This window comes from Tepidicella baoligensis (genome assembly GCF_013432195.1).
Taxonomy (GTDB): domain Bacteria; phylum Pseudomonadota; class Gammaproteobacteria; order Burkholderiales; family Burkholderiaceae_C; genus Tepidicella; species Tepidicella baoligensis.
Genome location: NZ_JACCDB010000003.1, coordinates 208,506 through 232,126, shown reverse-complemented (window position 1 = coordinate 232,126; position 23,621 = coordinate 208,506). Strand labels below are relative to the sequence as shown.

At 66.3% G+C, this 23,621-nt stretch carries 19 protein-coding genes; 7 read left to right on the top strand and 12 right to left on the bottom strand.

Annotation, left to right across the window (positions count from 1 at the left end; genetic code table 11):
* Positions 1-68: 68 nt before the first annotated feature.
* Entirely contained in the window at positions 69-548 is a 480-nt protein-coding gene (locus tag HZS63_RS05770; RefSeq protein ID WP_180683097.1) for a putative pterin-binding protein, read from the top strand.
* Between the two features lie 136 nt (positions 549-684).
* Here the strand turns inward: HZS63_RS05770 and HZS63_RS05765 are convergent, their stop codons facing one another.
* On the bottom strand, positions 685-1,656 hold the full coding sequence (locus HZS63_RS05765; protein WP_180683096.1) for an IS5 family transposase: 972 nt from the start codon (positions 1,654-1,656) through the stop codon (positions 685-687).
* 85 nt (positions 1,657-1,741) lie between these two features.
* Here HZS63_RS05765 and HZS63_RS05760 point away from each other — a divergent pair, with 85 nt between their 5' ends.
* Positions 1,742-3,754, top strand: coding sequence for an ATP-binding protein (locus HZS63_RS05760; protein WP_180683095.1), 2,013 nt, complete (start codon positions 1,742-1,744; stop codon positions 3,752-3,754).
* Here the strand turns inward: HZS63_RS05760 and HZS63_RS05755 are convergent.
* Genes HZS63_RS05755 through def form a run of 4 tightly spaced genes read right to left on the bottom strand, consistent with a single transcriptional unit; the run spans position 3,705 to position 6,284 of the window.
* The gene (locus tag HZS63_RS05755; RefSeq protein ID WP_180683094.1) at positions 3,705-4,040 is read right to left on the bottom strand and encodes an AzlD domain-containing protein; all 336 of its coding nucleotides are present in this window, start codon (positions 4,038-4,040) and stop codon (positions 3,705-3,707) included. The two genes, HZS63_RS05760 and HZS63_RS05755, sit on opposite strands and share 50 nt — an antisense overlap.
* The gene (locus tag HZS63_RS05750; RefSeq protein ID WP_180683093.1) at positions 4,033-4,782 is read right to left on the bottom strand and encodes an AzlC family ABC transporter permease; all 750 of its coding nucleotides are present in this window, start codon (positions 4,780-4,782) and stop codon (positions 4,033-4,035) included. The genes HZS63_RS05755 and HZS63_RS05750 overlap by 8 nt, the downstream gene beginning before the upstream one ends.
* 1 nt (position 4,783) lies before the next feature.
* Positions 4,784-5,755 (bottom strand): methionyl-tRNA formyltransferase, encoded by a 972-nt coding sequence (gene fmt / locus HZS63_RS05745; protein WP_180683092.1) that lies wholly within the window; start codon positions 5,753-5,755, stop codon positions 4,784-4,786.
* A 10-nt stretch (positions 5,756-5,765) separates the two neighbouring features.
* Complete coding sequence (def, locus tag HZS63_RS05740; protein ID WP_180683091.1) at positions 5,766-6,284, bottom strand: peptide deformylase; 519 nt, start codon at positions 6,282-6,284, stop codon at positions 5,766-5,768.
* A gap of 295 nt (positions 6,285-6,579) precedes the next feature.
* Between def and HZS63_RS05735 the strand changes: the two genes are divergently transcribed.
* Entirely contained in the window at positions 6,580-7,761 is a 1,182-nt protein-coding gene (locus HZS63_RS05735; RefSeq protein ID WP_180683167.1) for a LysM peptidoglycan-binding domain-containing protein, read from the top strand.
* An 8-nt stretch (positions 7,762-7,769) separates the two neighbouring features.
* Positions 7,770-8,876: a DNA-processing protein DprA gene (gene dprA / locus HZS63_RS05730; protein ID WP_180683090.1), complete on the top strand. Its 1,107-nt coding sequence runs from the start codon at positions 7,770-7,772 to the stop codon at positions 8,874-8,876.
* Positions 8,877-8,913: 37 nt separating this feature from the next.
* Here dprA and secF read toward each other — a convergent pair whose 3' ends face one another.
* The 5 genes from secF to HZS63_RS05705 form a co-directional block, all read right to left on the bottom strand.
* Positions 8,914-9,864, bottom strand: a complete 951-nt coding sequence (secF, locus tag HZS63_RS05725) for a protein translocase subunit SecF (RefSeq protein WP_180683089.1) — start codon at positions 9,862-9,864, stop codon at positions 8,914-8,916.
* A 15-nt stretch (positions 9,865-9,879) separates the two neighbouring features.
* Positions 9,880-11,766 (bottom strand): protein translocase subunit SecD, encoded by a 1,887-nt coding sequence (gene secD, locus HZS63_RS05720; RefSeq protein WP_180683088.1) that lies wholly within the window; start codon positions 11,764-11,766, stop codon positions 9,880-9,882.
* A 75-nt stretch (positions 11,767-11,841) separates the two neighbouring features.
* Positions 11,842-12,156 carry a preprotein translocase subunit YajC gene (gene yajC / locus HZS63_RS05715; protein ID WP_180683087.1) on the bottom strand — a complete coding sequence of 105 codons (315 nt, stop codon included), beginning with the start codon at positions 12,154-12,156 and terminating at the stop codon, positions 11,842-11,844.
* Positions 12,157-12,285: 129 nt separating this feature from the next.
* Positions 12,286-13,254, bottom strand: a complete 969-nt coding sequence (locus HZS63_RS05710) for a DMT family transporter (RefSeq protein WP_180683086.1) — start codon at positions 13,252-13,254, stop codon at positions 12,286-12,288.
* A gap of 70 nt (positions 13,255-13,324) precedes the next feature.
* Positions 13,325-16,957 (bottom strand): indolepyruvate ferredoxin oxidoreductase family protein, encoded by a 3,633-nt coding sequence (locus HZS63_RS05705; protein ID WP_180683085.1) that lies wholly within the window; start codon positions 16,955-16,957, stop codon positions 13,325-13,327.
* Positions 16,958-17,165: 208 nt separating this feature from the next.
* On the opposite strand from HZS63_RS05705, the gene HZS63_RS05700 reads away from it, so the two are divergent.
* On the top strand, positions 17,166-17,642 hold the full coding sequence (locus HZS63_RS05700) for an Lrp/AsnC family transcriptional regulator (protein ID WP_180683084.1): 477 nt from the start codon (positions 17,166-17,168) through the stop codon (positions 17,640-17,642).
* Between the two features lie 85 nt (positions 17,643-17,727).
* Complete coding sequence (locus tag HZS63_RS05695) at positions 17,728-20,694, top strand: EAL domain-containing protein (RefSeq protein WP_180683083.1); 2,967 nt, start codon at positions 17,728-17,730, stop codon at positions 20,692-20,694.
* On the opposite strand, the gene HZS63_RS05690 is transcribed toward HZS63_RS05695, so the two are convergent.
* Together HZS63_RS05690 and HZS63_RS05685 are read right to left on the bottom strand one after the other, a co-directional pair.
* Positions 20,682-21,371 carry a dienelactone hydrolase family protein gene (locus HZS63_RS05690; RefSeq protein ID WP_180683166.1) on the bottom strand — a complete coding sequence of 230 codons (690 nt, stop codon included), beginning with the start codon at positions 21,369-21,371 and terminating at the stop codon, positions 20,682-20,684. The genes HZS63_RS05695 and HZS63_RS05690 overlap by 13 nt on opposite strands.
* 49 nt (positions 21,372-21,420) lie before the next feature.
* A complete protein-coding gene (locus HZS63_RS05685; protein ID WP_180683082.1) occupies positions 21,421-21,861 on the bottom strand; it encodes a universal stress protein in 441 nt (146 codons plus the stop codon).
* Positions 21,862-21,970: 109 nt separating this feature from the next.
* Here HZS63_RS05685 and HZS63_RS05680 point away from each other — a divergent pair, with 109 nt between their 5' ends.
* Entirely contained in the window at positions 21,971-23,566 is a 1,596-nt protein-coding gene (locus HZS63_RS05680) for an MFS transporter (RefSeq protein ID WP_180683081.1), read from the top strand.
* The last annotated feature ends 55 nt before the right edge of the window (positions 23,567-23,621 follow it).

The following is a 23,621-nucleotide window of genomic DNA, read 5'->3' as shown; positions in this document are numbered from 1 at the left end:
GCAACCTGTCAAACAATAAAACCGACAAAGTCATGGCCATTCATTTGATAAAAAAATGGATCCGATGGATGTTTCTGCCCCTGCTGTTCAGCCCCTCGGTCGGTGTGCAGGCGCTGGAAATCCCGCGCCAGACCCCGGTGCTGACGCTGACTGGCCTGATCGGCGTGACCAACCAAACAGGGGCCGCCGTTTTCGACATGGCCATGCTCGAAGCCCTGCCACAACACGAATTCACCACCCTCACCCCCTGGGAAGACCGGCCACTCAAATTCAGTGGCCCCCTGTTGCGCGACGTGCTGCGCCTGGTGCAAGCCCGGGGACAGACCTTGCGCGCCACCGCTTTGAACGATTACCGGATCAGCATCCCGGCCGACGACGCCCAGCAGTTCGATGTCATCATCGCCACCCGGCTCAACGACCAGCCGATGTCCATACGCACCCGCGGCCCCCTGTTCATCATCTACCCCTTCAACGCCCACCCGCAATTGCAAAGCGCACGGTACTATGAGCGGTCGATCTGGCAATTGAAAGCCATACACATCGAATAAGGATGGTGTTCAAAACACGTTTGCCGGCGGCCACTGAGACAAGATATTCCACATGGTGACGAATCCGGCGATTTTGGGGTTGCAAACAAGGGCATTTCACCCTTGCCGCTGGCCCTTTGGCCGATTGCGGACGCACTCATCCCTTGAGCCCCTGCAAAAGCCTGTGCCGTGCCATCCACAGGTTGCTCAGCGCAAACAGCGTCATCAGGTTGGCCGTGTTCTTGGCCAGCCCCCGGTACTTGACCTTGGTGTAGCCGAACTGCCGTTTGATGACCCGAAACGGGTGCTCCACCTTGGCCCGGATGCTGGCTTTGGTCTGCTCCAGTTTCTCCAGGATGGCGCCCATCGGCGTGCCCTTGTCCAGCGCTTTGCGCTTGCCCGGCGTCATGGCGATGTGCCAATTCACCTTGGGGTGTTGCGCCTGAATTTCTTCGCGTTTCTCCACACCCCGGTAGCCCGAGTCGGCAAAGACATCGGTTTCTTCACCGTGCAGCAACGCATGGGCTTGTGTGACATCGTGCGCGTTGGCCGCCGTGGTCGCCACGCTGTGCACCAGGCCCGAATCGGCATCCACGCCAGCGTGTGCCTTCATACCGAAATGCCACTGGTTACCCTTCTTGGTCTGGTGCATCTCGGGGTCGCGTTCTCCGTGCTTGTTCTTGGTCGAACTGGGCGCAGCAATCAGGGTGGCGTCCACCACCGTGCCTTCGCGCAGCATCAGACCTTTGTCGGTGAGTGTGGCATTGACGGTGGCCAGGATTTGTTCGGCCAGATGGTGTTCTTCGAGCAGGTGACGGAAACGAAGGATGCTGACCCGGTCTGGAATGCGCTCGACGCTGCCAAGCCCGACAAACTCCCGGTACAGCGCGGTCTCGAAAAGGGCCTCTTCCATGGCCAGGTCGGACAGGCCGAACCATTGTTGGACGAAGTGGATACGCAGCATCGTCTCCAACTCGAACGGCGGACGACCCGTCTTGGCACGCGGTGCGTGTGGCGCAATCAGCGCCAGCAGCTCCGTCCACGGCACCACCAGATTCATCTCATCCAGAAACACCGCCTTGCGCGTGCGGCGTTTGTTCAGGTTCAGGCCAAGGTCTTGTTGCTTCATGGCGTTATTGTCAGGTGCGGTGACATGGTTCACTGGCCACGGGCGACAGAGTTTTGAACACCATCCATAACCGATCGCCAAGCACATGCCCGAACGCAAAGATGGCCGCCGGTTCTTGTTGTGGCTGGCCTTCACCACGCTGGCGCTGGCCGTGGGGCTGGCGGTGATGACGCTGGTGTTTTGGCGTCAGTCCGAAACGGTCGAAACCACCGCCCGGCTGCAGGCCGACTCGGTCACTTCTCTCACTTTCCAGCTCGAACGCGAATTCCTGCGCTTGCGCAGCGAACTGGGGCTGGCCTTGGCCCGTCCCGAGCAGACCGACTGGAACCAACTGATGCTGCGCTACGACATCCTGGCCAGCCGCATCGGCCTGCTGCGCAACAACCCGAGCATCCAGAAGCTGACCCAGCGGCGGGAGTATCAGGAAACCGTCCCGAAACTCGAGGCCCTGCTGTTGCTGGCCGACGGCCCCATGGCCGACCCGGCTCGGCATCTGAGCGAATTGCAGCGCGTGCTCGACACGATGAACGCCTTGGGGCCGGACGTGCAATCCCTGAGCTTCGCGGCCAACAGCCTGGTGACGCACCTGATGGAGCAGCAACTGCGCGTGGTGCGCCAGCAAAACCGCTGGATCGCCTGGTTGGTGGGCGTGCAGATCCTCATCCTGTTGACGGCATCGGTCAGCCTTTTGCTGCGCCAGCGCCGCCAGCTCAGAGAGCGACGCGAGCTCGAAGCGCTCAACGCGGCGTTGGTCCAGGCCAAGGAGCAGGCTGACCAGGCCAACCTGGCCAAAAGCCAGTTTCTCGCCAACATGAGCCACGAGTTGCGCACGCCCTTCAATGGCATGCTCGGCATGCTCGACATGCTCGAAGACAGCGCACTCACCCCGCAGCAGCGCGACCAGCTCGTCACCGCCCGCGCCTCGGCCGAACACCTGCTGAGCCTGCTCAATGACCTGCTCGACCTCTCGGCCCTGGACGCCGGCCGCATGAAAATCCAGCCCGAGCCGGTGTGCATGACGGCCGTCATCACCGAGGTGCACCGGCTCGTGCAAGCCCAGGGCCAACGCAAAGGCCTGTCCATGCCCCTGAGCGTGGCGGCACAGTGCCCGCAGTGGGTCGAGGCCGATGCCAAGCGCATCCGCCAAATCCTGCTCAACCTGCTCAACAACGCCATCAAATTCACCGACCGAGGAGAAGTGCGACTGAGCGTGGACTGCCTGAGCGATGGCCAGCGAGCGCTGTGGACCCTCACCGTTGCCGACACCGGCATCGGCATGGACCCGGCCACCCTGTCCGGCCTGTTCCAGCGCTTCCGCCAGGGCGACGACAGCACCACGCGGCGCTACGGAGGCAGTGGATTGGGGCTGGAGATCTCGCGCACCCTGGCCCGCATGATGGGTGGGGACATCACGGTCACGAGTCAGCGCGGCCAGGGTTCGGTCTTCGTGGTCACGCTGACCACGCCGGTCTGCGCGGCTCCAGCCACACCGGTCCACTCGGCGCCCCCTGCGGTCTTCGCCCGTCCGACACAGCCTCCACCGCCACCCCTGCCCCCGCCCCCGATCGCAGGACCCCAAGCGAGCGGCGCGGCCGTCACCCCTGCGCAGACTCCCGCCTCCGCCCCTGCCCCGCTGCGGGTCCTGGTGGCAGAGGACCACCCGGTGAACCGCAAATTCATCGGCATGCTGCTCGACAAACTCGGGCACCAGGTCACCTTCGCCGACAACGGTCGCGCCGCGCTCGAGCTCGCCGCCCGCCACGATTTCGACCTCATCCTCATGGATGTCCACATGCCCGAAATGGACGGCTTGACCTGTACCCAGCACATCCGTGCCCTGAGCGGCCCCCGATCGCAGGTGCCGATCATCGCCCTGACGGCCGACGTGATGAACGAAGCACAGGACCGGGCACGTGCGGCCGGCATGAACGCCTTCCTGGCCAAGCCGGTTCAACAACGTGAACTGTGCGCGGTCATGGCGCATTGCGTGGGTCAGGCCAAGCGCGACATCTCTGCGCCGACCGCCTTCGGCACACCGGGCGGCGATCTCACCAGCCCAGCGCCAGACGCAGCGGCAAGTACACCGCCATGCCCGTGACGATGGTGCCCAGCACCCCGCCGCGCCAGAAGAACCAGCCTGCACCGGCGACGGCCGCGAACAACCGGGCATCGCGCCAGGTATCGATGAGCTGCCCCTGATCGGCAATCACTTCCGGAATCACCACGGCGGCCAGCGCCGCGATGGGTGCGTACTGCAGCCCCCGCTCGGCCCAACGCGGCAACGTCCAATCGCGTTCGGAGATGAAAAAGAAACCGCGCGTGAGCACCGTGACCAGCGCCAGGGCGACGATCACCAGCATGGTCCAGGGATCGACATCAACCATGGGGCGGCACCGGTTGACCCCGCAGCCAGCGCGGGCCGTGGGCCTCGATCACGAGGCAAATGGCCACCGCTGCCGCAATCGCCACCACGATGTTGAGCTTCAGCGGCAAAGCCCAGGCAGCGATGGCCGCCGCGCCCGCCACCCCGGCCGACACGATGCGCAGGCGCGACGTGGCCAGCGAGCACCCCACCCCCAGCAAAGCCAGGATGCCTGCAAAGCCCAGCCCCCATTGGGCCGGAATCACATGCGCCAGCGCGATGCCGATCAAGCTGGCCAGCATCCACGCCACATAATTCACCGCGCAGTTGCCCGCCAGATAGGCCTGCTGGCGCACCCGTTCCTCCAGCGACCGGCCAGGGTGCGGGTAGCGGCGAGCGAAAAAGACATAACTCAGGTCACCCGTCACATAGCCGGTGGCCAGGCGTTCGCGCAACGGCATGTGCATGACGTAGGGCCGAAGGTGCGCAGAAAACACCACAAAGCGCAGGTTGACACAAAAGGCCGCCGCCAGAATCACCCACATCGGGGCCCCCGAGGCCATCAGGGGCACGGCCGTGAGCTGGGCGCTGCCGGCATAGACCAGCAAGGTCATGGCGGACGCCTCAAAGACGCTCAAACCCGCCTTGACCATGGCGACACCCGTCATCAAGCCCCACGCCGCGATGCCCGTGGCCACGCCAGCCTGATCGCGCACACCCTCCCAGAACTCGGGTTGACGACGGTACAGGACGCGCCAGAACATGTCAGGAGACCAGCGGCCCGCCACCGAGCACCGCGGTGTCGGGCCAGGGATGCCCACGCAGGAATTCGGCCACGGCCAGACGCCGCCCGCCGGCGCGCTGGAGCTCGAGCAGCCGCAACGCCCCATCGCCCGTTTGCACGCGTAGGCACCCTTGGGCAGACAGCACCGTGCCGGGTGCGGCCTCTGACACCAGCGGCTCCACCGCCGCCGCCCAGACCTTGACCACGCCTCCGGAAGGGTCGGTGGTCCAGGCCCCAGGGGCCGGGTTGAAAGCGCGGATCTGACGCTCAATCTGGGCGGCTGGGCGGCGCCAGTCGATCGCGGCCTCGTGTTTGTCGATTTTCTGCGCGTAGGTCACACCCGCCGCCGGTTGCGGCCGGGGGCGCAGCCCCCCGCATGCCGCCAGCTCCAGCGCCTCGACGATCAGACGCCCACCCAGAGCGGCCAGACGGTCGTGCAGCGAGCCGGTGGTGTCGTGGTCGAGAATGGGGAGCGGCTCAGCCAGCACAATGTCGCCCGTGTCCAACCCTTCGTCCATTTGCATGATGGTGATCCCGGTTTCGACGTCCCCCGCCTCGATGGCCCGGTGGATCGGTGCCGCGCCACGCCAGCGTGGCAGCAACGAGGCGTGGATGTTGAGGCAACCCAGGCGGGGCGCGCTCAGCACCCAGGCGGGAAGGATCAAGCCATACGCCGCCACCACCATGACATCGGCGCCTGCCGCCTGCAACGCCTCGCGCGCGGCGGCGGCGTCATCCGGATATCGGCCATCGAGCCGCAGGCCGCGCGGTTGTGCCACGGCGATACCGTGCTCCTGCGCCAGTTGCTTGACGGGCGAGCCTTGCAGCTTCATGCCTCGGCCCGCCGGACGGTCGGGCTGGGTCAGCACGAGGGGCACCTGGAAACCGGCCGCCAGCAGGGCACGCAAGGCCACGGCCGCAAACACCGGCGTGCCGGCAAACACCACGTTCATGCCGCCTCCTTCACCGGGCCGCTTCGCGCTCGGCCTTCAGGAGCTTGCTCTTGATGCGGTTGCGCTTGAGCGGTGACAGATACTCGACGAACACCTTGCCCATGAGGTGATCCATCTCGTGCTGGATACAGACCGCGAGCAACCCCTCGGCCTCGATGGTGCGAGGCCGCCCCTCGCCATCGAGTGCCCGCACGCGCACCGCCACGGACCGCTCCACACCGTCGTAAATGCCCGGTACCGAGAGGCAGCCTTCTTCGCCCTTGCGCTTGTCCTCGCTGGCCCATTCGAGCTCGGGGTTGATCAGGACCATGGGCTGGTTGCGCTCTTCGCTCACATCGATCACGATGAGACGCTCGTGAACGTCCACCTGGGTGGCTGCCAGCCCAATGCCGTTGGCGTGGTACATGGTGGCCAGCATGCGTGGAATCAGGGCCCGCACCCGGTCATCGACCGCCGCGATCGGCTTGGCCACCTTGTGCAGGCGGGGGTCGGGATAGCGCAGGATCGTCAGCAGTTCAGGTTCGTTCATCGGGACAAAAAGACATGGGGCCGCTCGCAGGCCGTTGCTTGTGGTTATTTTCGCCACTTTCCGGCCCGGATGCAGCCTGCGGCAAGGGATATCATTGCCATAAATAGGGCTTGATCGCAAAATCTCCAGTGATTTCACCACCAAACACCGTGACCGGGGGGAGGACGATGTGCGCTTGCGTTCATCCCTCCAGGCGCGACTTCAGGGCACCCCCATGCGTATGAACCCTCGTCTTGCCGATTCGCGCCTCAACGCCTGTGTGGCCACACCGGTCTGGCGCCATGCCCTGCCCTGGATGCTCGCCGCCGCGCTGCTGGGCAGTCAGTCGGCCGCCGCACAGACCTTCCCGAACTACCCCATCACCCCCGGGCAGCGCAGCACCGCGCAACAGGTGGCCCAGGCCGGCGTGCCACTGAGTGAGCTGTCACCCAACGCACCCGAACGCTACACCATCCAGCGGGGCGACACGCTGTGGGGCATCTCGGGCCTTTTCCTGCAGCGGCCCTGGCGCTGGCCCGAGCTGTGGGGCATGAACATGGACCAGATCCGCAACCCGCACCTGATCTTCCCGGGTCAGGTGCTGGTGCTCACGCGCATCGGCGACCGCGCCATCCTCACGTTCGAATCGGATGCGGCCGGTCTGCCCACGGTCAAGGTATCGCCGCGCATCCGCGCCGAAAGCCTGGCCGACGCCGCCGTGCCGCCGATCCCGCTCAACGCCATCGAACCGTTCCTGACCGAGTCGCTGGTCGTGGATGAGGCCGAACACGCCCGCGCCCCGCGCATCGTGGCCACCCAGGAAGGCAGGGTGCTGCTCAGCCGCGGTGATCGGGCCTACGCGCGTGGTCAATACGGAACCGCCGACGCTTTGGACGGCGTGGCACTGACCACCGACGGCGGACGTCCGCTCGTGCATCGCATCTACCGCAACGCAACGCCACTGATCGACCCGTCCACCGGCGAAACGCTGGGCTACGAAGCCCAGTTCATCGGCCAGTCACAACTCGTGCGCAGCGAGGTGCTGCGCGAAGTCGACGGCCCGGACGGTGTGCAGGTGAAGGTTGAGCCGGCGACCATCGACATCATCCTGTCGCGCGAGGAAATCCGTGTCGGCGACCGCCTGCTGCCCGAACCCCTGCGGGAGGTCCCTGTGTACGTGCCGCGCGCGCCTGCGTCGGCCCAGTCGGGGCAGATCGTCAAGGCCTACGGCAATGCCTTGCGTTTCAGCGGCCAGAACCAGATCGTGGTGATCAACCGCGGCGCCCGCGACGGGCTGGAGCGCGGCCATGTGCTGGCCATCCTCAAGGACACCGAGCGCCTGACCGACACCACCGATGCAACCCGCCCCGCCCTGCTGTTGCCCGGTGAACGCAACGGCCTGATGATGGTGTTCCGGACCTTCGACCGGGTGTCTTATGCGCTGGTGCTGCAGATCACCGATGGCGTGAAGGTGGGCGACCGCTTCGTCAATCCCTGACGAAGCGCATGTTGCCCGACGCACTCGACGCCTGGTTGCGCCTGACCGCCACCCCGGGAGTGGGTCCCGCGACGGGGCGCAAGCTGCTCGCCGCGCTGGGGCCGCCGGAGGCGGTGTTCTCGGCCACGCAGGCAACGCTGTCCCGCCTCGTCGGCGAACGCCTCGCACAAGCCCTGTCAACCCCGACACCCGAGGTCGAGGCCCGGCTGCGCCAGACCCTGGAGTGGTGCGCTGCCGACACCGGGCGTCACATCGTCACGCTCGCAGACGCCGCCTACCCACCGGCCCTGCTGCAAACCGAGGATCCGCCGCTGCTGCTCTATGTGCAGGGCGACCTCGACGCCCTCAACCACCCGCGCATGGTGGCCGTGGTGGGCAGCCGCAATCCCACCCCGCAAGGTGCGGAGAACGCACGCCAGTTCGCGCATGCGCTCGGGCAGGCAGGGGTGTGCATCGTCTCCGGCCTGGCGCTCGGCGTCGATGGCGCGGCCCATCTGGGAGCGCTGGACAGCGGTGCGCCCACCGTGGCGGTGGTCGGCACCGGGCTGGACCGGGTGTATCCCAAGCGGCACTTCGAACTCGCGCACCGCATCGCAGGGCAAGGCGCCCTCGTGAGCGAATACCCGCTGGGCACCCCGCCGCTGGCGCCGAATTTCCCGCGGCGCAACCGCATCATCGCCGGTCTGGCGCAAGGCACGCTGGTGGTCGAGGCCGCGCTGCGCTCGGGTTCGCTGATCACGGCGGAATGGGCGCTCCAGATGGGGCGCGAGGTGTTTGCCATTCCGGGCTCCATCCATGCACCTCAGTCCCGGGGCTGCCACGCCCTGATCCGGCAGGGCGCCAAGCTGGTCGAATCGGCTCAGGACATCCTGGAAGACCTGCGCTATGTGCTGCCACCGGCCGACGCCCGCCGCTCCCCCGCCTCCGCCACCGAAACCCCGCCAGACAGCCCACTGCTCCAAGCCCTGGGCTTCGATCCCGTCGGATTCGATGCCTTGCAGGCCCGCACCGGCATGGACACAGCGACGCTGCAAGCCCGCTTGCTGGAATGGGAGCTCGACGGTCTGGTACAACGCTTGCCGGGCGGTCGCTTCCAGCGCTTGATACGCGGCTGAAGGCGGGAATCGGGCGGCCTGTGAGACCGCACGCTGCTCAGACCGCAGCCCCGGCGTTCGGGTCGTCGGGGTCTTCGACTTTCTTGGTCGGCTTGATCAGGTCCTCGCGCCGCACGCCCAGCCACATGGCCATGGCGGAAGCCACGAAGATCGAGGAATAGATACCGAACAGAATGCCGATGGTCAGGGCCAGCGCGAAATAGAACAGCGTGGGCCCCCCGAACAACAGCATGGACACCACCATGACCTCGGTCGAGCCGTGGGTGATGGCCGTGCGACTCATGGTGCGCGTGATGGCATGGTCGATCACCTCGCGCGTGCTCATCTTGCGCTGACGCCGGAAAGTTTCGCGGATGCGGTCGAAGATCACCACCGATTCGTTCACCGAATAGCCCAGCACCGCCAGCACCGCCGCCAGCACCGCCAACGAGAACTCCCACTGAAAGAAGGCAAAGAAGCCGAGCACGATGATGACGTCGTGCAGGTTGGCCACGATGGCGGCGACGGCGTATTTCCATTCGAAGCGAAACGCCAGATAGACCATGATGCCCAGGATGACGAAGGCCAGGGCCATCAGACCGTCTTCGGCCAATTCCCGTCCCACCTGCGGGCCGACGAACTCGGTGCGACGCAGCTCCACCGACGGATCGTGCGCCCGCAAGGCAGCGAGCACGATCTCGCTTTGCTGGCCCGAGGTCTGCCCCTCGACCAGCGGCAATCGCATGAGCACATCGCGGGAGGTACCGAAGTTCTGTACCGGCACTTCAGCGTAACCGAGGCCCGCGATCACTTGGCGGATCGCCGCGAGATCGGCAGGCTGCTCGTAGGCCACCTCAATAACCGTGCCGCCCGTGAATTCGACCGACAGGTTGAGCCCGCGCGTGACGAGGAAGAACACCGCCAGCACGAAGGCGGTGATGGAAATCGCGTTCAGCAGCACCGCGTGCCGCATGAACGGGATGTCTTTCTTGATGCGGAAAAACTCCATGTGATCAACCCCCGTTCAATCGGCCTTGAGGCCACGCTGGCCCGCGTCGTCGCCACGCCAGACGGTGCCGATCGACAGACTCTTGAGTTTCTTCTGGCGGCCGTACCAGGCATTGACCAGACCGCGCGAGAAGAACACGGCCGAGAACATGCTGGTGAGGATGCCGATGCAGTGCACCACCGCAAAACCGCGCACCGGCCCGGAGCCGAAAGTCAACAGCGCCAACCCGGCCAGCAGCGAGGTGATGTTGGAGTCCAGGATGGTGCCCCAGGCGTTGTCGTAGCCGGTGTTGATCGCCGTCTGGGGCGCGGAGCCGTTGCGCAACTCCTCGCGTATCCGTTCATTGATCAGCACGTTGGCGTCGATCGCCATGCCGAGCGCCAGCGCCATCGCCGCCATGCCGGGCAGGGTGAGCGTGGCTTGCAGCATCGAGAGCACGGCCACCAGCAACATGAGGTTGAAAGCCAGCGCGATGCTCGAAATGACCCCGAACAGCATGTAGTACACGCTCATGAAGGCCACCACGACGATGAAGCCCCACTTCACGCTGTTGAAGCCCATCTGGATGTTCTCGGCCCCCAGACTGGGCCCGATGGTGCGCTCCTCGATGATGTCCATCGGTGCCGCCAGCGATCCCGAGCGCAGCAGCAGGGCGATATCGGCCGCCTCGGCGGTGGTCATGCGGCCCGAAATCTGCACCCGACCGCCGCCGATTTCGGTGCGGATCACCGGGGCGGTGACCACCTCGCCACGGCCGCGCTCGAACAGCAGGATGGCCATGCGCCTGCCCACGTTCTCGCGCGTGACGTCGCGGAAAATGCGCGCGCCCTTGGCGTCGAGCGTGAGGTGTACCGCGGGCTCCTGGGTCTGGCTGTCGAAGCCGGCCTGGGCGTCGGTGAGGTTCTCGCCGGTGAGCAGCACTTCGCGGCGGGTGATCACGGGCTGCCCATTGCGATCCAGATGGCGCTCGGAGCCGAAGGGCACCGGGCCGATGCCGCGCTCGGCGGCCAGGCCTTCGGGGCTTTCGTCCACCAGGCGCACCTCCAGCGTGGCGGTACGGCCCAGGATGTCCTTGGCCTTGGCGGTGTCCTGCACGCCGGGCAGTTGCACCACGATGCGGTCTGCCCCCTGCTGCTGGATGATGGGTTCGGCCACGCCGAGCTCGTTGATGCGGTTGTTCAGCGTGGTGATGTTCTGGCGCAGCGCCTGTTCCTGGATGCGGCGCGCCGCATCGGCGCGCAGGGTGCCCACCAGCTTGAGGTCGGCTCCATCGGTGGTGCGTTCGAACTGCAGCTCGGGGAACTGGTCTTCCAGCACGCGCAGCGCAGCAGCCTGGGTTTCGGCATCGCGAAAGCGCAGCTCGATGGACTGCCCTTCCCGGTGGATGCCGCCGTGGCGGATATTGCGGTCGCGCAGCGTGGTGCGCATGTCGCTGGCCAGCACCTCGGCACGCTTCTCCAGGGCCCCGGGCATGTCCACCTGCAGCAGGAAATGCACGCCGCCGCGCAGGTCCAGCCCCAGGTACATCGGCTGGGCGTTGATCGCCTGCAGCCACGCCGGTGTCCGCGGCAACAGGTTGAGCGCCACCACGTACGTCAGATCGGCCGGATCCGGGTTGAGGGCGCGCTCGATGGCGTCGCGCGCCAGGATCTGGGTATCGGTGCTCTCGAAGCGGACCCGGATCGACTGTCCGTCGAACTGGATGGCGGCCGGGGTGATGTTCTGCTCGGCCAGGATGCGCTCGACCTGCGCCACGGTCGCCTCGTCCAGACGAACCGAGGGCTTGCCCGCGGAGATTTGCACCGCCGGCGCCTCACCGTAGAAATTGGGCAGGGTGTAGAGCGTGGCGATGATGAACGCAACCACGAGGATCGCGTACTTCCACAGGGGGTATCGGTTCATGAGCGGAAGGCTCCGGGAAAAACCAAACGGCCGGGCACAGGCCCAGCCGGCAGGAGAGATCGGTCTGGTCAGCCGTTACTGGACGGTACCCTTGGGCAGGACCTGTACCACGGCGGTTCTTTGCATCTGGACTTCCACGCCGTGGGCAAGTTCCACCCCGATGTAGGGGTCACCGATCTTGGAGACCTTGCCCAACAACCCGCCAGCCGTGACCACCTCATCGCCCTTGGCCAGGGCCTCGACCATGGCCTTGTGCTCTTTCTGGCGCTTCATCTGCGGACGGATCATGACGAAGTACAGCACCACGAACATGAGCACCAGCGGCAGCAGGCTCAGCAAGGTGGAGGGGGAGTCGCCAGCGGCTTGGGCGTAAGCGGGAGAAATGAACACGGTGTTTCCTGTGGATGACGGTCTCTGACACGGCGGGCTGCATGACCCACCTCGAATAACAGAACATTTTAACCGGCTGCGCCAGGAGGGGAAAATGCCGCTCGAACGGATGCTCGGCCACCGCGGAATTCAGTGGGCATGGGCCTCTGCAACGACCGGCACCGGCTTGATCCGCACCGCCCACAACACCCCGGCCACGAGTGCGGCGATTCCGAGCCAGGTGAGCCCGGATGGCCACTCGCCGCGCCACAGATAGGCATAGAGCAGCCCGGCCAGTGTCTCGAACACGATGAGCTGCCCGGCCAGGGCAGTGGGCAGGCGTTGGCTCGACTCGTTCCAGCACAGCGTCCCCAGCCAGGAGGCCAGCAGGCCGACGGAGACCATCAGCGCCACGAACAAGAATGGGTCTGGCCCCAGCGGCATCTCGAATGCGGCGCCGGACAACCCCATCCAGCCCCACAGCAAGGCGTAACCCAGCAGGGCCAGGGGCAGAGTCGCCAGCCCCTGGGCAGTCGCCCAGGCGCGCGGGCTGCGGCCAGGGTGGTCGCGCAACCAGTCGGCATTGCGCAGGGGGTACCAGGTCCAGCACGCCACCGCTCCGACGGCCAGGAGAGCGCCGAGGGCATAGCGGGCCAACGAGGCATCGTCCTGCGCCTGCACCGCCCCCATCTCCACGTGATTGACCAGCGCAATGCCGGCCAGCATGAGCCCCAACGGCCAGACCAGGCGCCCCCACGGCAGGCGTCCGTCGCGCCGGGCGTTGCGCCCGTTGGCGGCCACCGCGATCACCACCGGCAGGGTGCCGATCAGCATGGTGGTCAGTGGCCCTCCGGTGCGCTGGATGGAGCTGGCCAAAAAGGTGTAGTACAGCAGGTTGCCGATGGCGGCCAGCTTGAGCGCCTCGACCCAGTCGGCCCGGGTGAGGCCGCGCAGGTGGCGACGATCCATCCACGCCAGCGGCAGGCAGAGCAGACCGAACGCCAGGTAGCGCCCGACGGCCTGCAGCACCGCGGGATAATCCGGCAACATCAGCGGTGCGACGAAGACCAGCCCCCACAACAGCCCCGCCGCCAACGCGAACGCCACGCCCACCGCCATACCCGCTCCCTTGCTCCAGAAAAACCCGCAAGTCTAGAGCGAACCGGGCCGGGGCATGAACACCGGACTCTCAGGCCGCCTGGCGCTGCCCGCTGCCTGGTGACCGCTGCGGCTCGCGCCAGCGCTCCAGCAGTGCCTGCCAGCGCTCGCGTGCGGCGCGCAGGTTGCGCTCCTTCACGTGGCCAAAGCCCTTGATGAGTTCGGGCACCTGGGCAATGTCCAACGCGAGGGCGTAGCGGGAGGCATCGAGCTGACCGATCACCTCCTCCATCAGGTCCAGGTACTCACCAATCAATGCGCGCTCGGTGCGGCGCTCCTCGGTGTAGCCGAACACATCCAGTGCCGTGCCCCGCAAACCCTTGAGCTTGGCCAACAGGCCGAAGGCTTTCAGCATCCAGGGGCCGTAGGTCTGTTTGATCAGTTCGCCCTTTTCGTTCTTTTTCGCCAGCAAAGGCGGCGCCAAATGAAAGCGCAAGGTGTAATCACCCTCGAACTGCTCGGCCAGCTTCTGCTGGAATGCGCCGTCGGTGTAGAGGCGGGCCACCTCGTATTCGTCTTTGTAGGCCATGAGGCGGAACAGTTGCCGCGCCACGGCCTCGGCCAGCGCCGATTTGCCCGGCCCCATGGCGGCGGTTTCGGCCTGCTGCACCCGGCGCACGAACGCCTCGTAGCGCTGGGCGTAGGCGGCGTTCTGGTAGTCGGTCAGGAAAGCGACGCGACGGCGCAGCAGGCTGTCGAGCGTGTCGCGCGGCTTGAATTCGATCACCTGAGCCGGCGCCAACAGGGCCTTGACCCTGGCCCAATCGTGGGCGGCCTGACGGCCCCATTCGAACGCGGTCTTGTTCTGCTCCACGGCCACGCCGTTGAGCTCGATGGCCCGCATCAGCGACTCACGGTGCAGCGGAATCCAGCCGCGCTGCCAGGCATAGCCCAGCACCATGGGGTTGATGAAGATGCTGTCGCCCATCAGCTTCGTGGCCACGGCGTCGGCGTCAAAAGCCCCCACGGCGTCCAACCCGACCGCCTGCGCGATGCTGGCCACGCACTGCTCGGCCGGATTCTGCCAGCAGCCGTTTTTCACGAAGGCCGCGGTGGGCGTGGCATGGGTGTTCAGCGCCACATGAGTGCGGCCCTCCCACATGCGCAGCGCGGTTTCCTTGCCCGCCGCCACGATCGGGTCGCAACCCAGGATCAGGTCGGCGCCAGCCATGCTGACGCGGGTGGTGCGTATGTCTTCCTGCCGGTCGGCGATCAGCACATGGCTCCAGGTGGCGCCGCCCTTTTGGGCCAGGCCCGCCGCGTCCTGCGTGACGATGCCCTTGCCTTCCATGTGCGCGGCCATGCCGAGCAACTGGCCGATGGTGATGACGCCGGTTCCCCCCACGCCCGCCACCACGATGCCCCAGGGCTGTGCCGCGCTGGGCAGCACCGGCTCGGGCAATTCACCCAGGCCCAACGGCGAGGCGGCGCCCGCGCCCTTGGCCTTCTTCTTCAGCTGCCCGCCTTCGACGGTCACGAAGCTCGGGCAGAAGCCTTTGGTGCAGGAATAGTCCTTGTTGCAGGTGCTCTGGTTGATGGCGCGCTTACGCCCGAATTCGGTCTCCAGCGGCTCCACGCTCAGGCAGTTGCTCTGCACGCCGCAGTCGCCACAGCCCTCGCACACGGCTTCGTTGATGACGACGCGCTTGGCCGGATCGACCAGCGTGCCGCGCTTGCGGCGGCGGCGCTTTTCGGTGGCGCAGGTCTGGTCGTAGATGATGACGGTGGTGCCGGGGATCTCGCGAAATTCCCGCTGGATACGGTCCAGTTGATCGCGGTGCTCCACCGCAATGCCTTCGGGCAGTTTCAGTGTGACGCCGCCGATCGTGGTGTGATGGGCACCCTGGTATTTTTCGGGCTCGTCGGTGACGATGGTGATCTTGGCCACGCCCTCGGCACGCAGGCTGTGCGCGATCTGCAACACACTGTGGCCTTCGGGCCGCTCCCCCACGGGTTGGCCGCCGGTCATGGCCACCGCGTCGTTGTACAGCAGTTTGAAAGTGATGTTGACCCCCGCCGTGATGCACTGACGGATGGCCAGCAAACCGCTGTGGAAATAGGTGCCATCGCCCAGGTTGGCGAAGATGTGCCGCTCGTGGCTGAAGGGTTGCTGCCCCACCCAAGGCACCCCCTCACCGCCCATTTGGGTAAAGCCGACGGTATTGCGATCCATCCAGATGGTCATGAAGTGGCAGCCGATGCCGGCCATGGCGCGCGATCCTTCGGGCACGCGGGTGCTGGTGTTGTGCGGGCAGCCGCTGCAGAACCAGGGCATGCGGTCGGCCAGCGGCGTCTGGGCGTTGAGCACCTGCATGGAGCGCTCCTTGGCCTCCAGGATGGCCAACTGGGCATCGACCCGCGCGGCGATGTCGCTGCCCTCGGGCAGCAGACCGCGTTTCTTCAGGCGGCGGCCCAAGGCCCGGGCGATGATGGCGGGTGACAGGTCGGCGTTGGCGCGCAGCAGCTGGTTCGCGGACGGATTGGGCATGGACCATTCGCCGCCGCTGTGGTCGCCGCCCACCTCATCGAATTTGCCGAGCACGTCCGGACGCACGTCCGGACGCCAGTTGTACAACTCTTCCTTGAGCTGGTATTCGATGACCTGGCGCTTTTCCTCCACCACCAAAATCTCGCGCAGGCCGGTGGCGAATTCTCGCGTGGTCTGGGCTTCGAGCGGCCACACCACGGCCACCTTGTGCACCCGGATGCCAAGCTGGCGGCAGGTGTCGTCGTCCAGGCCCAGATCGTGCAAAGCTTGGCGCAGGTCGTTGTAGGCTTTGCCGCTGGCGATGATGCCGTAGCGGTCGTTCGGGCCTTCGATGACGTTGTGGTTGAGACGGTTGGCGCGCACATAGGCCAGAGCGGCATACCATTTGTAGTCCATGAGACGGACTTCCTGCTCCAGCGCGGTGTCGGGCCAGCGGATGTGCACGCCCCCTGGCGGCATCTCGAAATCGGGCAGGACGATCTGCACCCGCTGCGGGTCGATCTCGGCCGTGGCACTGGACTCGACGATCTCCTGGATCGTCTTCATGCCCGTCCACACCCCGGCGAAGCGGCTCATGGCCCAGGCGTGCAGACCCAGGTCCAGGATTTCCTGCACGCTGGCCGGGAAAAACACCGGCAGCCCGCAGGCTTTGAAGATGTGGTCGCTCTGGTGCGCGGCGGTGGAGCTTTTGGCCACGTGGTCGTCGCCCGCCACGGCTATGACCCCGCCCCAGGGCGTGGTGCCCGCCATGTTGGCGTGCTTGAACACGTCGGAGCAACGGTCCACGCCCGGCCCCTTGCCGTACCAGATACCGAACACGCCGTCGAACCGGTGGCTACCGGGCGGGGCGAAACCGAGCTGCTGCGTCCCCCACAGCGCGGTGGCGGCCAGTTCCTCGTTCACGCCGGGCTGGAACACGATGTTCTGCGCCTGCAGGTGCTTGCGCGCGCTCCACAAAGCCTGGTCATAGCCGCCCAATGGCGAACCCCGGTAGCCGCTGACGAAGCCGGCCGTGTTCTTGCCTTGCAACGCATCGCGCTGGCGTTGCAGCATCGGCAGCCGGACCAGGGCCTGAACCCCGCTCATGAAGGCCCGTCCATGGTCCAGGGCGTATTTGTCGTCCAACGTGACCGTGTCGAGGGCACGGCGAATGTGCTCGGGCAAGGGGGCGTTCATGGTTGTCTCCTGCAATGAGTGACGGCCGTTTGGCCGGTGCAACGGCGAAACCCGCGGGTAGCGGGGCCTTGGCGAGACGGCCAGGATCGCCAGCCGCATCGCATCTGAAAAGTACCGCAAAGTGTATGCCCTGTGCGCTGGAATGTCTTTGCTTTTCGCATCCAGATCAACCCGCAAGAAGAAATATTCTTCCTTAGAATGCATGCTCATGGAAACGCTTGACAAGTTTGACCTCGCCATCCTGCAACATTTGCAGGCCGACGGCCGGCTGACCAATGCCGAACTGGCTCAGCGGGTGGGTTTGTCGGCAGCGCCTTGCTGGCGCCGCGTGCGCGCTCTCGAACAGGCGGGCTACATCACGGGCTACCGCGCCGTGCTGGATCGGCGCAAGATCGGGCTGGGCGTGCTGGCCTTCGTGCGACTGGACGCCGAGCGCAACACCGGCGACGCGACCCGGGCCTTGGAGGAGGCCATCCGCCAGCTGCCGGAAGTGATCTCCTGCCACTACATCAGCGGTGCCGGCACCTTCGAAATCCAGGTGGTCTCCCCCGACCTGGACAGTTTCTCGCGCTTCGCCCTGCAGCGCCTGATCAACCTGCCCAACGTCAAAGACCTGCACACCAGCTTCTCGCTCGGCGAGGTAAAGACGGCCGGGGTGCTGCCTCTGACCCATCTATCCAGATGAACCGGTCGGCCATCCCCAAGGCCGTCTGCAGCAAGCTGCTACAGTCCCGCTGTTCAAATCGGGATCTCCTGCATTGATTCACCACGTGACACCCAACCTGCTGACCGCCCTGGCCTATGCCATGGGCGGCTGGTTGTCGCTGCAGGCAGCCGTCCCGCCGGACTACATCTCGGTGCTGTTCATCGCCGCCGGCATCGCCGTGGGCGCGGTGCTGGCCGCTGGCAACCGGGTGCTGCCCGGGGTGTGGGCCGGGGCCCTGGCCGTGCAGTGGCTGGCCCACGCCCAGGCCGGTCTGGATTGGGGCTGGACCCTCTGGGTGGCGCCATTCGGGGCCGCCGCGCAGGCCTGGATCACGGCCGAATGGATCCGCCGCCGCATCGGCTACCCGTCCGCGCTGGACCAGCCGTTGCAGGTGGTGATGCTGATGTTCGTCTGCCTGCCCCTGGGCTCGATGGTCAACGCATCGCTCTCCGTGCCGGCCCTGGTCGTGGACGGTGCCATGCCCTGGAGCGAACTGCCCGGCGCCTGGTTCACCTGGTGGCTCGGCGATGCCCTCGGTGCGGTGCTGTTCGCCCCGCTGGTGCTGGTGTGTTGCGGTCAGCCGGCCGAAGCCTGGCGCCCCCGGCTCTTGACGGTGGCCATGCCCATGGCCCTGGCGATGGGGCTGATCGGCGTGATGTTTTACCAGATCAACGCCAGCCACCAGCGCGTACTGGCAAATCAGTTCGACCAATCAGGGCAGGAGCTGGCCCAGCGGCTGCAACGCCGCCTCGACGTGCAAACGGACAGCGTCGAGGCCATCGCCAAGCTCATGGAGCTCGCCCCACACATGTCCCAGGCGGACTTCGAGTCCGCGACACAACCCTGGCTGCACCGCTACCCGGGCACCCAGAACTTCGGCTGGAGCCCGCTGATCACCCGGGAGCGTCGTCTGGCTTATGAGCAAGGCGCGGTGGACCCCGGCATGCCGGGCTACGCCATCATGGGGCGCGACTGGGAAGGCCGTATCTCGCCCGCGGCGCAGGCCGACAGCCACCTCCCCATCACCTGGGTGGCTCCTCTGGAGAGCAACCGTTCGGTGCTGGGCCTCGATGTGAGCGTGCTGCCCGCCACGGCCGCTGCGGTGCGTGCCACGGTGGAAAACCAGCGTCCGGCAGTCACCGAAGGCATACGCCTGGTGCAGGAGTCGGGGGAGCAGCGCGGCGTGGTGATGTATCTCGCCGTGTTCGAGCCACGCCATGCCGACGACCCGATGCACCCGGGGGCCCGGGGGCTCAAGGGCGTGGTGTCCTCGGTGTTCCGCATGGACGACGTACTCGAGGCCGCTCTCGGCCGCATCGATCCCCAGCAGATCGCGCTGTGCCTGTACGACCCGTCGGCGCGTGTGGGCAATCAGCGCCTGGCTGGTCCCGAGGGTTGCGAGAACGCACCGTCCGTCAGCCTGCAGGAACAGCGCTGGATCAAGGAATGGCCGCTGGCGATCGGTGACCGCGAATGGACCCTGAGGCTGCAAGCGGGACCCGCCTTCTGGGGACTGGCCGGCCAGAACAGCGCCTGGGCCACCTCCATCACCGGACTGATCGCCGTCGCCATCCTCGGGGCTTTCCTGATCGTCATCACCGGCCTCGGGCGGCGCACCGCCAAGCTGGTGGCGGAGCGCACGCAGGAGCTGGCGCACAGCAACGCGGCGCTGACCCAGATGGCCCATTACGACGCCTTGACAGGCCTGGCCAACCGCCCGTTCTGGACCGTGCAGGCCGAAGCCGCACTGGCCGCCTCGCGCGACAGTGGCAAGCGGGTGGGCGTGATCTTCCTCGACGTGGACCGCTTCAAGCACATCAACGACAGCCTGGGCCACACCCAGGGCGACCAATTGCTGGTCACCATCGGGGCGCGCATCCATGAATGCCTGCGCTCACGCGACGTGCTGGCCCGCATCGGTGGCGACGAGTTCGTGGCGCTCCTGCCCGGCCTGCGCGACCCTGAAGGCGCGGCCACCGTGGCGCGCAAGATTTCCCGGGTGCTGTCGGTTCCGGTGATGCTCGAAGGGATGCAGATCAAGGTCACGGCCAGTCTGGGCGTGGCGATATTCCCGGAGCATGGCGAGACGGTGGAAGAGCTGCTGCGGCATGCCGATACTGCCATGTACGCGGCCAAGGCCGCCGGGCGCAATCAGTGGCGCTTTTTCACCGCAGACATGCATGAGCGTGTCTCGCAGCGTCTGGCCATGGAAGCCGGGTTGAGACTCGCGCTGGAGCCCGGCGCCGAAGAGCTGCAACTGGTCTATCAGCCTCAGGTCAATGCCGCCACGGGTGAAGTCATCGGCCTGGAGGCGCTGTTGCGCTGGAACCATCCGACATTCGGGCCGGTCCCGCCCTCGGTATTCATCCCGATCGCTGAAGACAGCGGCATCATCGAAAACCTGGGGCAGTGGGTGTTGCGTGAGGTCTGCCGCCAGGTCCAGGCTTGGCAGACCGGCCCGGATGCAGCCTGGTTCCGCGACATGTCCGTGGCCGTGAACGTCTCCGCCGCCGAATTCGCACGCCCGCAGTTCCTCGATCACCTCCTGGAGGTGGTCGACGACCTGTGCATGGGCAGCATGTCGCTGGAACTGGAGATCACCGAAAGTCTGCTGGTGCAAGCCAACGGCGAGATCAGCACACGCATGCGGACGATCACCGGCATGGGCATCGGCCTGTCGCTCGATGACTTCGGCACCGGCTATTCCAGCCTGGGCTACCTCAAGCGGCTGCCCCTGAGCAAGCTCAAGATCGACCGCTCCTTTCTGCACGGAATCCCGGGCGATCCGGAGAACGAAGCCATCGTGCGCGCGACCCTGTCGATGGCGCACGATCTGGGCTTGATGGTGGTCGCCGAAGGCGTCGAGACGGCCGGGCAGCGCGATTTCCTGCTGGCCCATGGCTGCGCTGCCTGTCAGGGCTGGCTTTATGCCAAGGCCCTGACCCCAGCCGAACTGGCGGCATGGTTGCGGCAACGCCAGGCGTCAGGCCCGCCGGCCACCGCCTTTGTCGAACCGCCTCAACCGACGTGACGTGCCAAGAACGCGAGCGTGCGCTCCCGCGCCAATTGGGCCGACGGCGCGTGGTACGAGGCGCGCTGATCGCAGTTGAAACCGTGATGCGCCGGATAGGTATACACCTCCACGCCCGGCTGGCGGTCACGGAAGGCCGCGACGGTGTCCAGGGGGATCCACTGGTCCTGCTCGGCGAAGTGCGCCAGCACCGGGCAGCGGGGCGTACGGGCGGCCTCGGCCTCCAGAGTCATGCCGCCGCCGTAATACGGCACCGCTGCCGACAATCCTTCCAGCAAACAGGCGCTGCGCCAGGTCAGCAGCCCGCCCCAGCAATAACCGACGATCCCCACCTTGCCCCCACTGGCGTGCGCGGCATGGTCGATGGCCGCTTGGATGTCGGCCATGACACCGGGCTCCGGCAGCGCCTCGACTGCGGTTTTCAGGCCGAAACCGGTCTGCATGTCGGCCTCGGTGTAGCCCAGCTCCACCCCGGTCTGCACCCGGGCGAAAGTGGAGGGAGCCACCGCGAGGTAACCGGCTGCCGCGTAGCCATCGGCCACTGAGCGGATGTGTGCGTTCACGCCAAAAATTTCCTGCAACACCACCACGGCGCCTCGCGTGGGGCCGGTGGGGCGGGCGACGTAAGCCGGGCAAGTGAAGCCATCGGCGGCGTGCAGATCGGTCCATGGATCCATCGTCATCTCTCATCTCCTGTAGGGTAAGGTTTGCGGCTAGGGCCAGCGATCACTCGACCAGGGGGTCGGGCTTGACGAAAGTGACTGGCACCGGCGATTTTTCCAGCATCTCCTGCGACACAGAGCCCAGCAACGCCCGGCCCACCAGCCCCTTGCCGTGGCTGCCCATGATGACGCCATCACACCCCTCGGCCTCCAGCACCTCCAGCAGCATAGGCACCGGATCGCCGGTGACCACGCGCTGGATGAAGGGTACACCACCGGCGCGGGCCAGTTCGGCCGCCGGGGCCAGCATGTCCATGCCGGCCTCCTCGGCGACCTTCTGCAGCGCCTCCTCGTTGTGCAGGGTCACCAGCTCATAGACGGTGGCCGGCTCCTGCACGTTCACCAGCACCAGCTCGGTCTCCAGCCCGGCACGGGACATGCCCACCGCATAGGCCACGGCCTCGAACGACAGTTCGGAACCGTCCACCGGAATCAGCCATTTCATGGTCGTCACTCCTCGGATCGTCTTCGATGCATACATCATAGACGCCCTGGCGACGTGAAGCAGCCGCCCGGTGCCTGCAACACCGGCGACAAGCATGGACAATGCTCACATGCCTGATCCAACCCTGACGACGCGCCGCCCGCCCCTTGGGCTGGCCGCACTGGCCCCTTTCGAGCACGCGGTGTTTCGCGTGCTGTGGCTGACCTGGCTGATGGCCAACGTCAGCATGTGGATGAACGATGTGGCGGCGGCCTGGTTGATGACCTCGCTGGCGCCCTCCCCGGTGTGGGTGGCCCTGGTGCAGACGGCGGCGACCCTGCCGGTGTTCTTGCTGGGCCTGCCCAGCGGGGCACTGGCGGACACGCTCGACCGCAGGCGCTACTTCCTGGGCACGCAGGTCTGGATCGCCTTGGTGGCGTTGACGATCTGCACCGTGGTGCTGCTCGACGCCATGACGCCCTCGCTGCTGCTGGCCCTGGTGTTTGCCAATGGCATCGGGCTGGCCATGCGCTGGCCCGTGTTCGCCGCCATCGTGCCCGAACTGGTGCCACGCCAGCAGTTGCCACAGGCGCTGGCGCTCAACGGGGTGTCGATGAACGCCTCGCGCATCATCGGCCCGCTGCTGGCGGGCGCCATCATCGCGGCCCTGGGCAGCGCCTGGGTGTTCCTGCTCAACGCGGTGCTGGCCTGCGTATCGGCGGTGATCATCTGGCGCTGGAAACGCGAACACACGCCCAGCCCATTGGGCCGAGAGCCGTTCTTCAGTGCCTTGCGCGTCGGCTGGCAGTACGTGGCGCAATCGCCCCGACTGCGGGTGGTATACCTGCACATCGCCCTGTTCTTTTTCCATTCCACCGCGCTGATGGCACTGCTGCCGCTGCTGGCATTGCGCATGGAAGGCGGCAACGCCGCTACCTTCACCCTGCTCCTGGCCACCATGGGCAGCGGCGCCATCGTCTCGGCCATGCTGCTGCCCCGGCTGCGCCAGAACGTGACGCGCGACACGGTGGTCTGGTGGGGGTCGGCGTTGCAAGCCCTGGCCATGGCCCTGGTCGCCTTTCTGCCCAGTCTGGTCTGGTCGGTGCCGGCCATGTTCCTGGCCGGCATGGCGTGGATCGCCACGGCCAACTCGCTCAGCGTGTCGGCCCAGATGAGCCTGCCCGACTGGGTTCGGGCCCGGGGCATGTCGGTGTATCAGATGGCCATCATGGGCGGGGCGGCAGCGGGCGCGGCGTTCTGGGGGCAGGTCGCGAGCTGGACCGATGTGCACTGGAGCGTGGGCATCGCCGCGCTGTCGGGCATCACCGCCGTGACCTTGGCACAACGCTGGTTCAAGGAGCGCGGCCTGATCGAGGACTTGACACCGGCCAAGGCCTGGTCGCCACCGACTGCCGACTCCACCCCCCCGCCCGGGCGGATCGTGGTCTGCATCCATTACCACATCGACCCGGCCCGCGCCGATGATTTCCGCGCCCTCATGCAGGAAAGCCGGCGCAGCCGTCTGCGCATGGGAGCCCTCGGCTGGGAACTCTGGCAGGACATCGGTGACCCGGGCCACTTCGTGGAATGCATCACCGACGAAAACTGGAACGAGCACCTGCGCCGCTTCGACCGTGTCACCGCCAGCGACGTGGCCCTACGCGAGCGCAAGCTGGCCTTCCATCTGGGTGAAACCCCGCCCGTGGTGACGCGCTATGTCGTCTGACCATCGGTTCGCACCCCACCTCACCGGTTCCGCTCAGGTTCGAATGCCCGGGTTG

Bases quoted from the DNA above. Each gene is read 5' to 3' on its own strand.
- HZS63_RS05685 (WP_180683082.1), bottom strand. From the start codon at position 21,861: ATGAAATGGCTGATTCCGGTGGACGGTTCCGAACTGTCGTTCGAGGCC.
- fmt (WP_180683092.1), bottom strand. From the start codon at position 5,755: ATGAACGTGGTGTTTGCCGGCACGCCGGTGTTTGCGGCCGTGGCCTTG.
- HZS63_RS05750 (WP_180683093.1), bottom strand. From the start codon at position 4,782: ATGTTCTGGCGCGTCCTGTACCGTCGTCAACCCGAGTTCTGGGAGGGT.
- HZS63_RS05765 (WP_180683096.1), bottom strand. From the start codon at position 1,656: ATGAAGCAACAAGACCTTGGCCTGAACCTGAACAAACGCCGCACGCGC.
- def (WP_180683091.1), bottom strand. From the start codon at position 6,284: ATGAACGAACCTGAACTGCTGACGATCCTGCGCTATCCCGACCCCCGC.
- HZS63_RS05735 (WP_180683167.1), top strand. From the start codon at position 6,580: ATGCTCGCCGCCGCGCTGCTGGGCAGTCAGTCGGCCGCCGCACAGACC.
- HZS63_RS05710 (WP_180683086.1), bottom strand. From the start codon at position 13,254: ATGGCGGTGGGCGTGGCGTTCGCGTTGGCGGCGGGGCTGTTGTGGGGG.
- dprA (WP_180683090.1), top strand. From the start codon at position 7,770: ATGTTGCCCGACGCACTCGACGCCTGGTTGCGCCTGACCGCCACCCCG.
- HZS63_RS05770 (WP_180683097.1), top strand. From the start codon at position 69: ATGTTTCTGCCCCTGCTGTTCAGCCCCTCGGTCGGTGTGCAGGCGCTG.
- secD (WP_180683088.1), bottom strand. From the start codon at position 11,766: ATGAACCGATACCCCCTGTGGAAGTACGCGATCCTCGTGGTTGCGTTC.
- HZS63_RS05760 (WP_180683095.1), top strand. From the start codon at position 1,742: ATGCCCGAACGCAAAGATGGCCGCCGGTTCTTGTTGTGGCTGGCCTTC.
- HZS63_RS05705 (WP_180683085.1), bottom strand. From the start codon at position 16,957: ATGAACGCCCCCTTGCCCGAGCACATTCGCCGTGCCCTCGACACGGTC.
- HZS63_RS05690 (WP_180683166.1), bottom strand. From the start codon at position 21,371: ATGGATCCATGGACCGATCTGCACGCCGCCGATGGCTTCACTTGCCCG.
- HZS63_RS05700 (WP_180683084.1), top strand. From the start codon at position 17,166: ATGGAAACGCTTGACAAGTTTGACCTCGCCATCCTGCAACATTTGCAG.
- HZS63_RS05680 (WP_180683081.1), top strand. From the start codon at position 21,971: ATGCCTGATCCAACCCTGACGACGCGCCGCCCGCCCCTTGGGCTGGCC.
- secF (WP_180683089.1), bottom strand. From the start codon at position 9,864: ATGGAGTTTTTCCGCATCAAGAAAGACATCCCGTTCATGCGGCACGCG.
- HZS63_RS05755 (WP_180683094.1), bottom strand. From the start codon at position 4,040: ATGGTTGATGTCGATCCCTGGACCATGCTGGTGATCGTCGCCCTGGCG.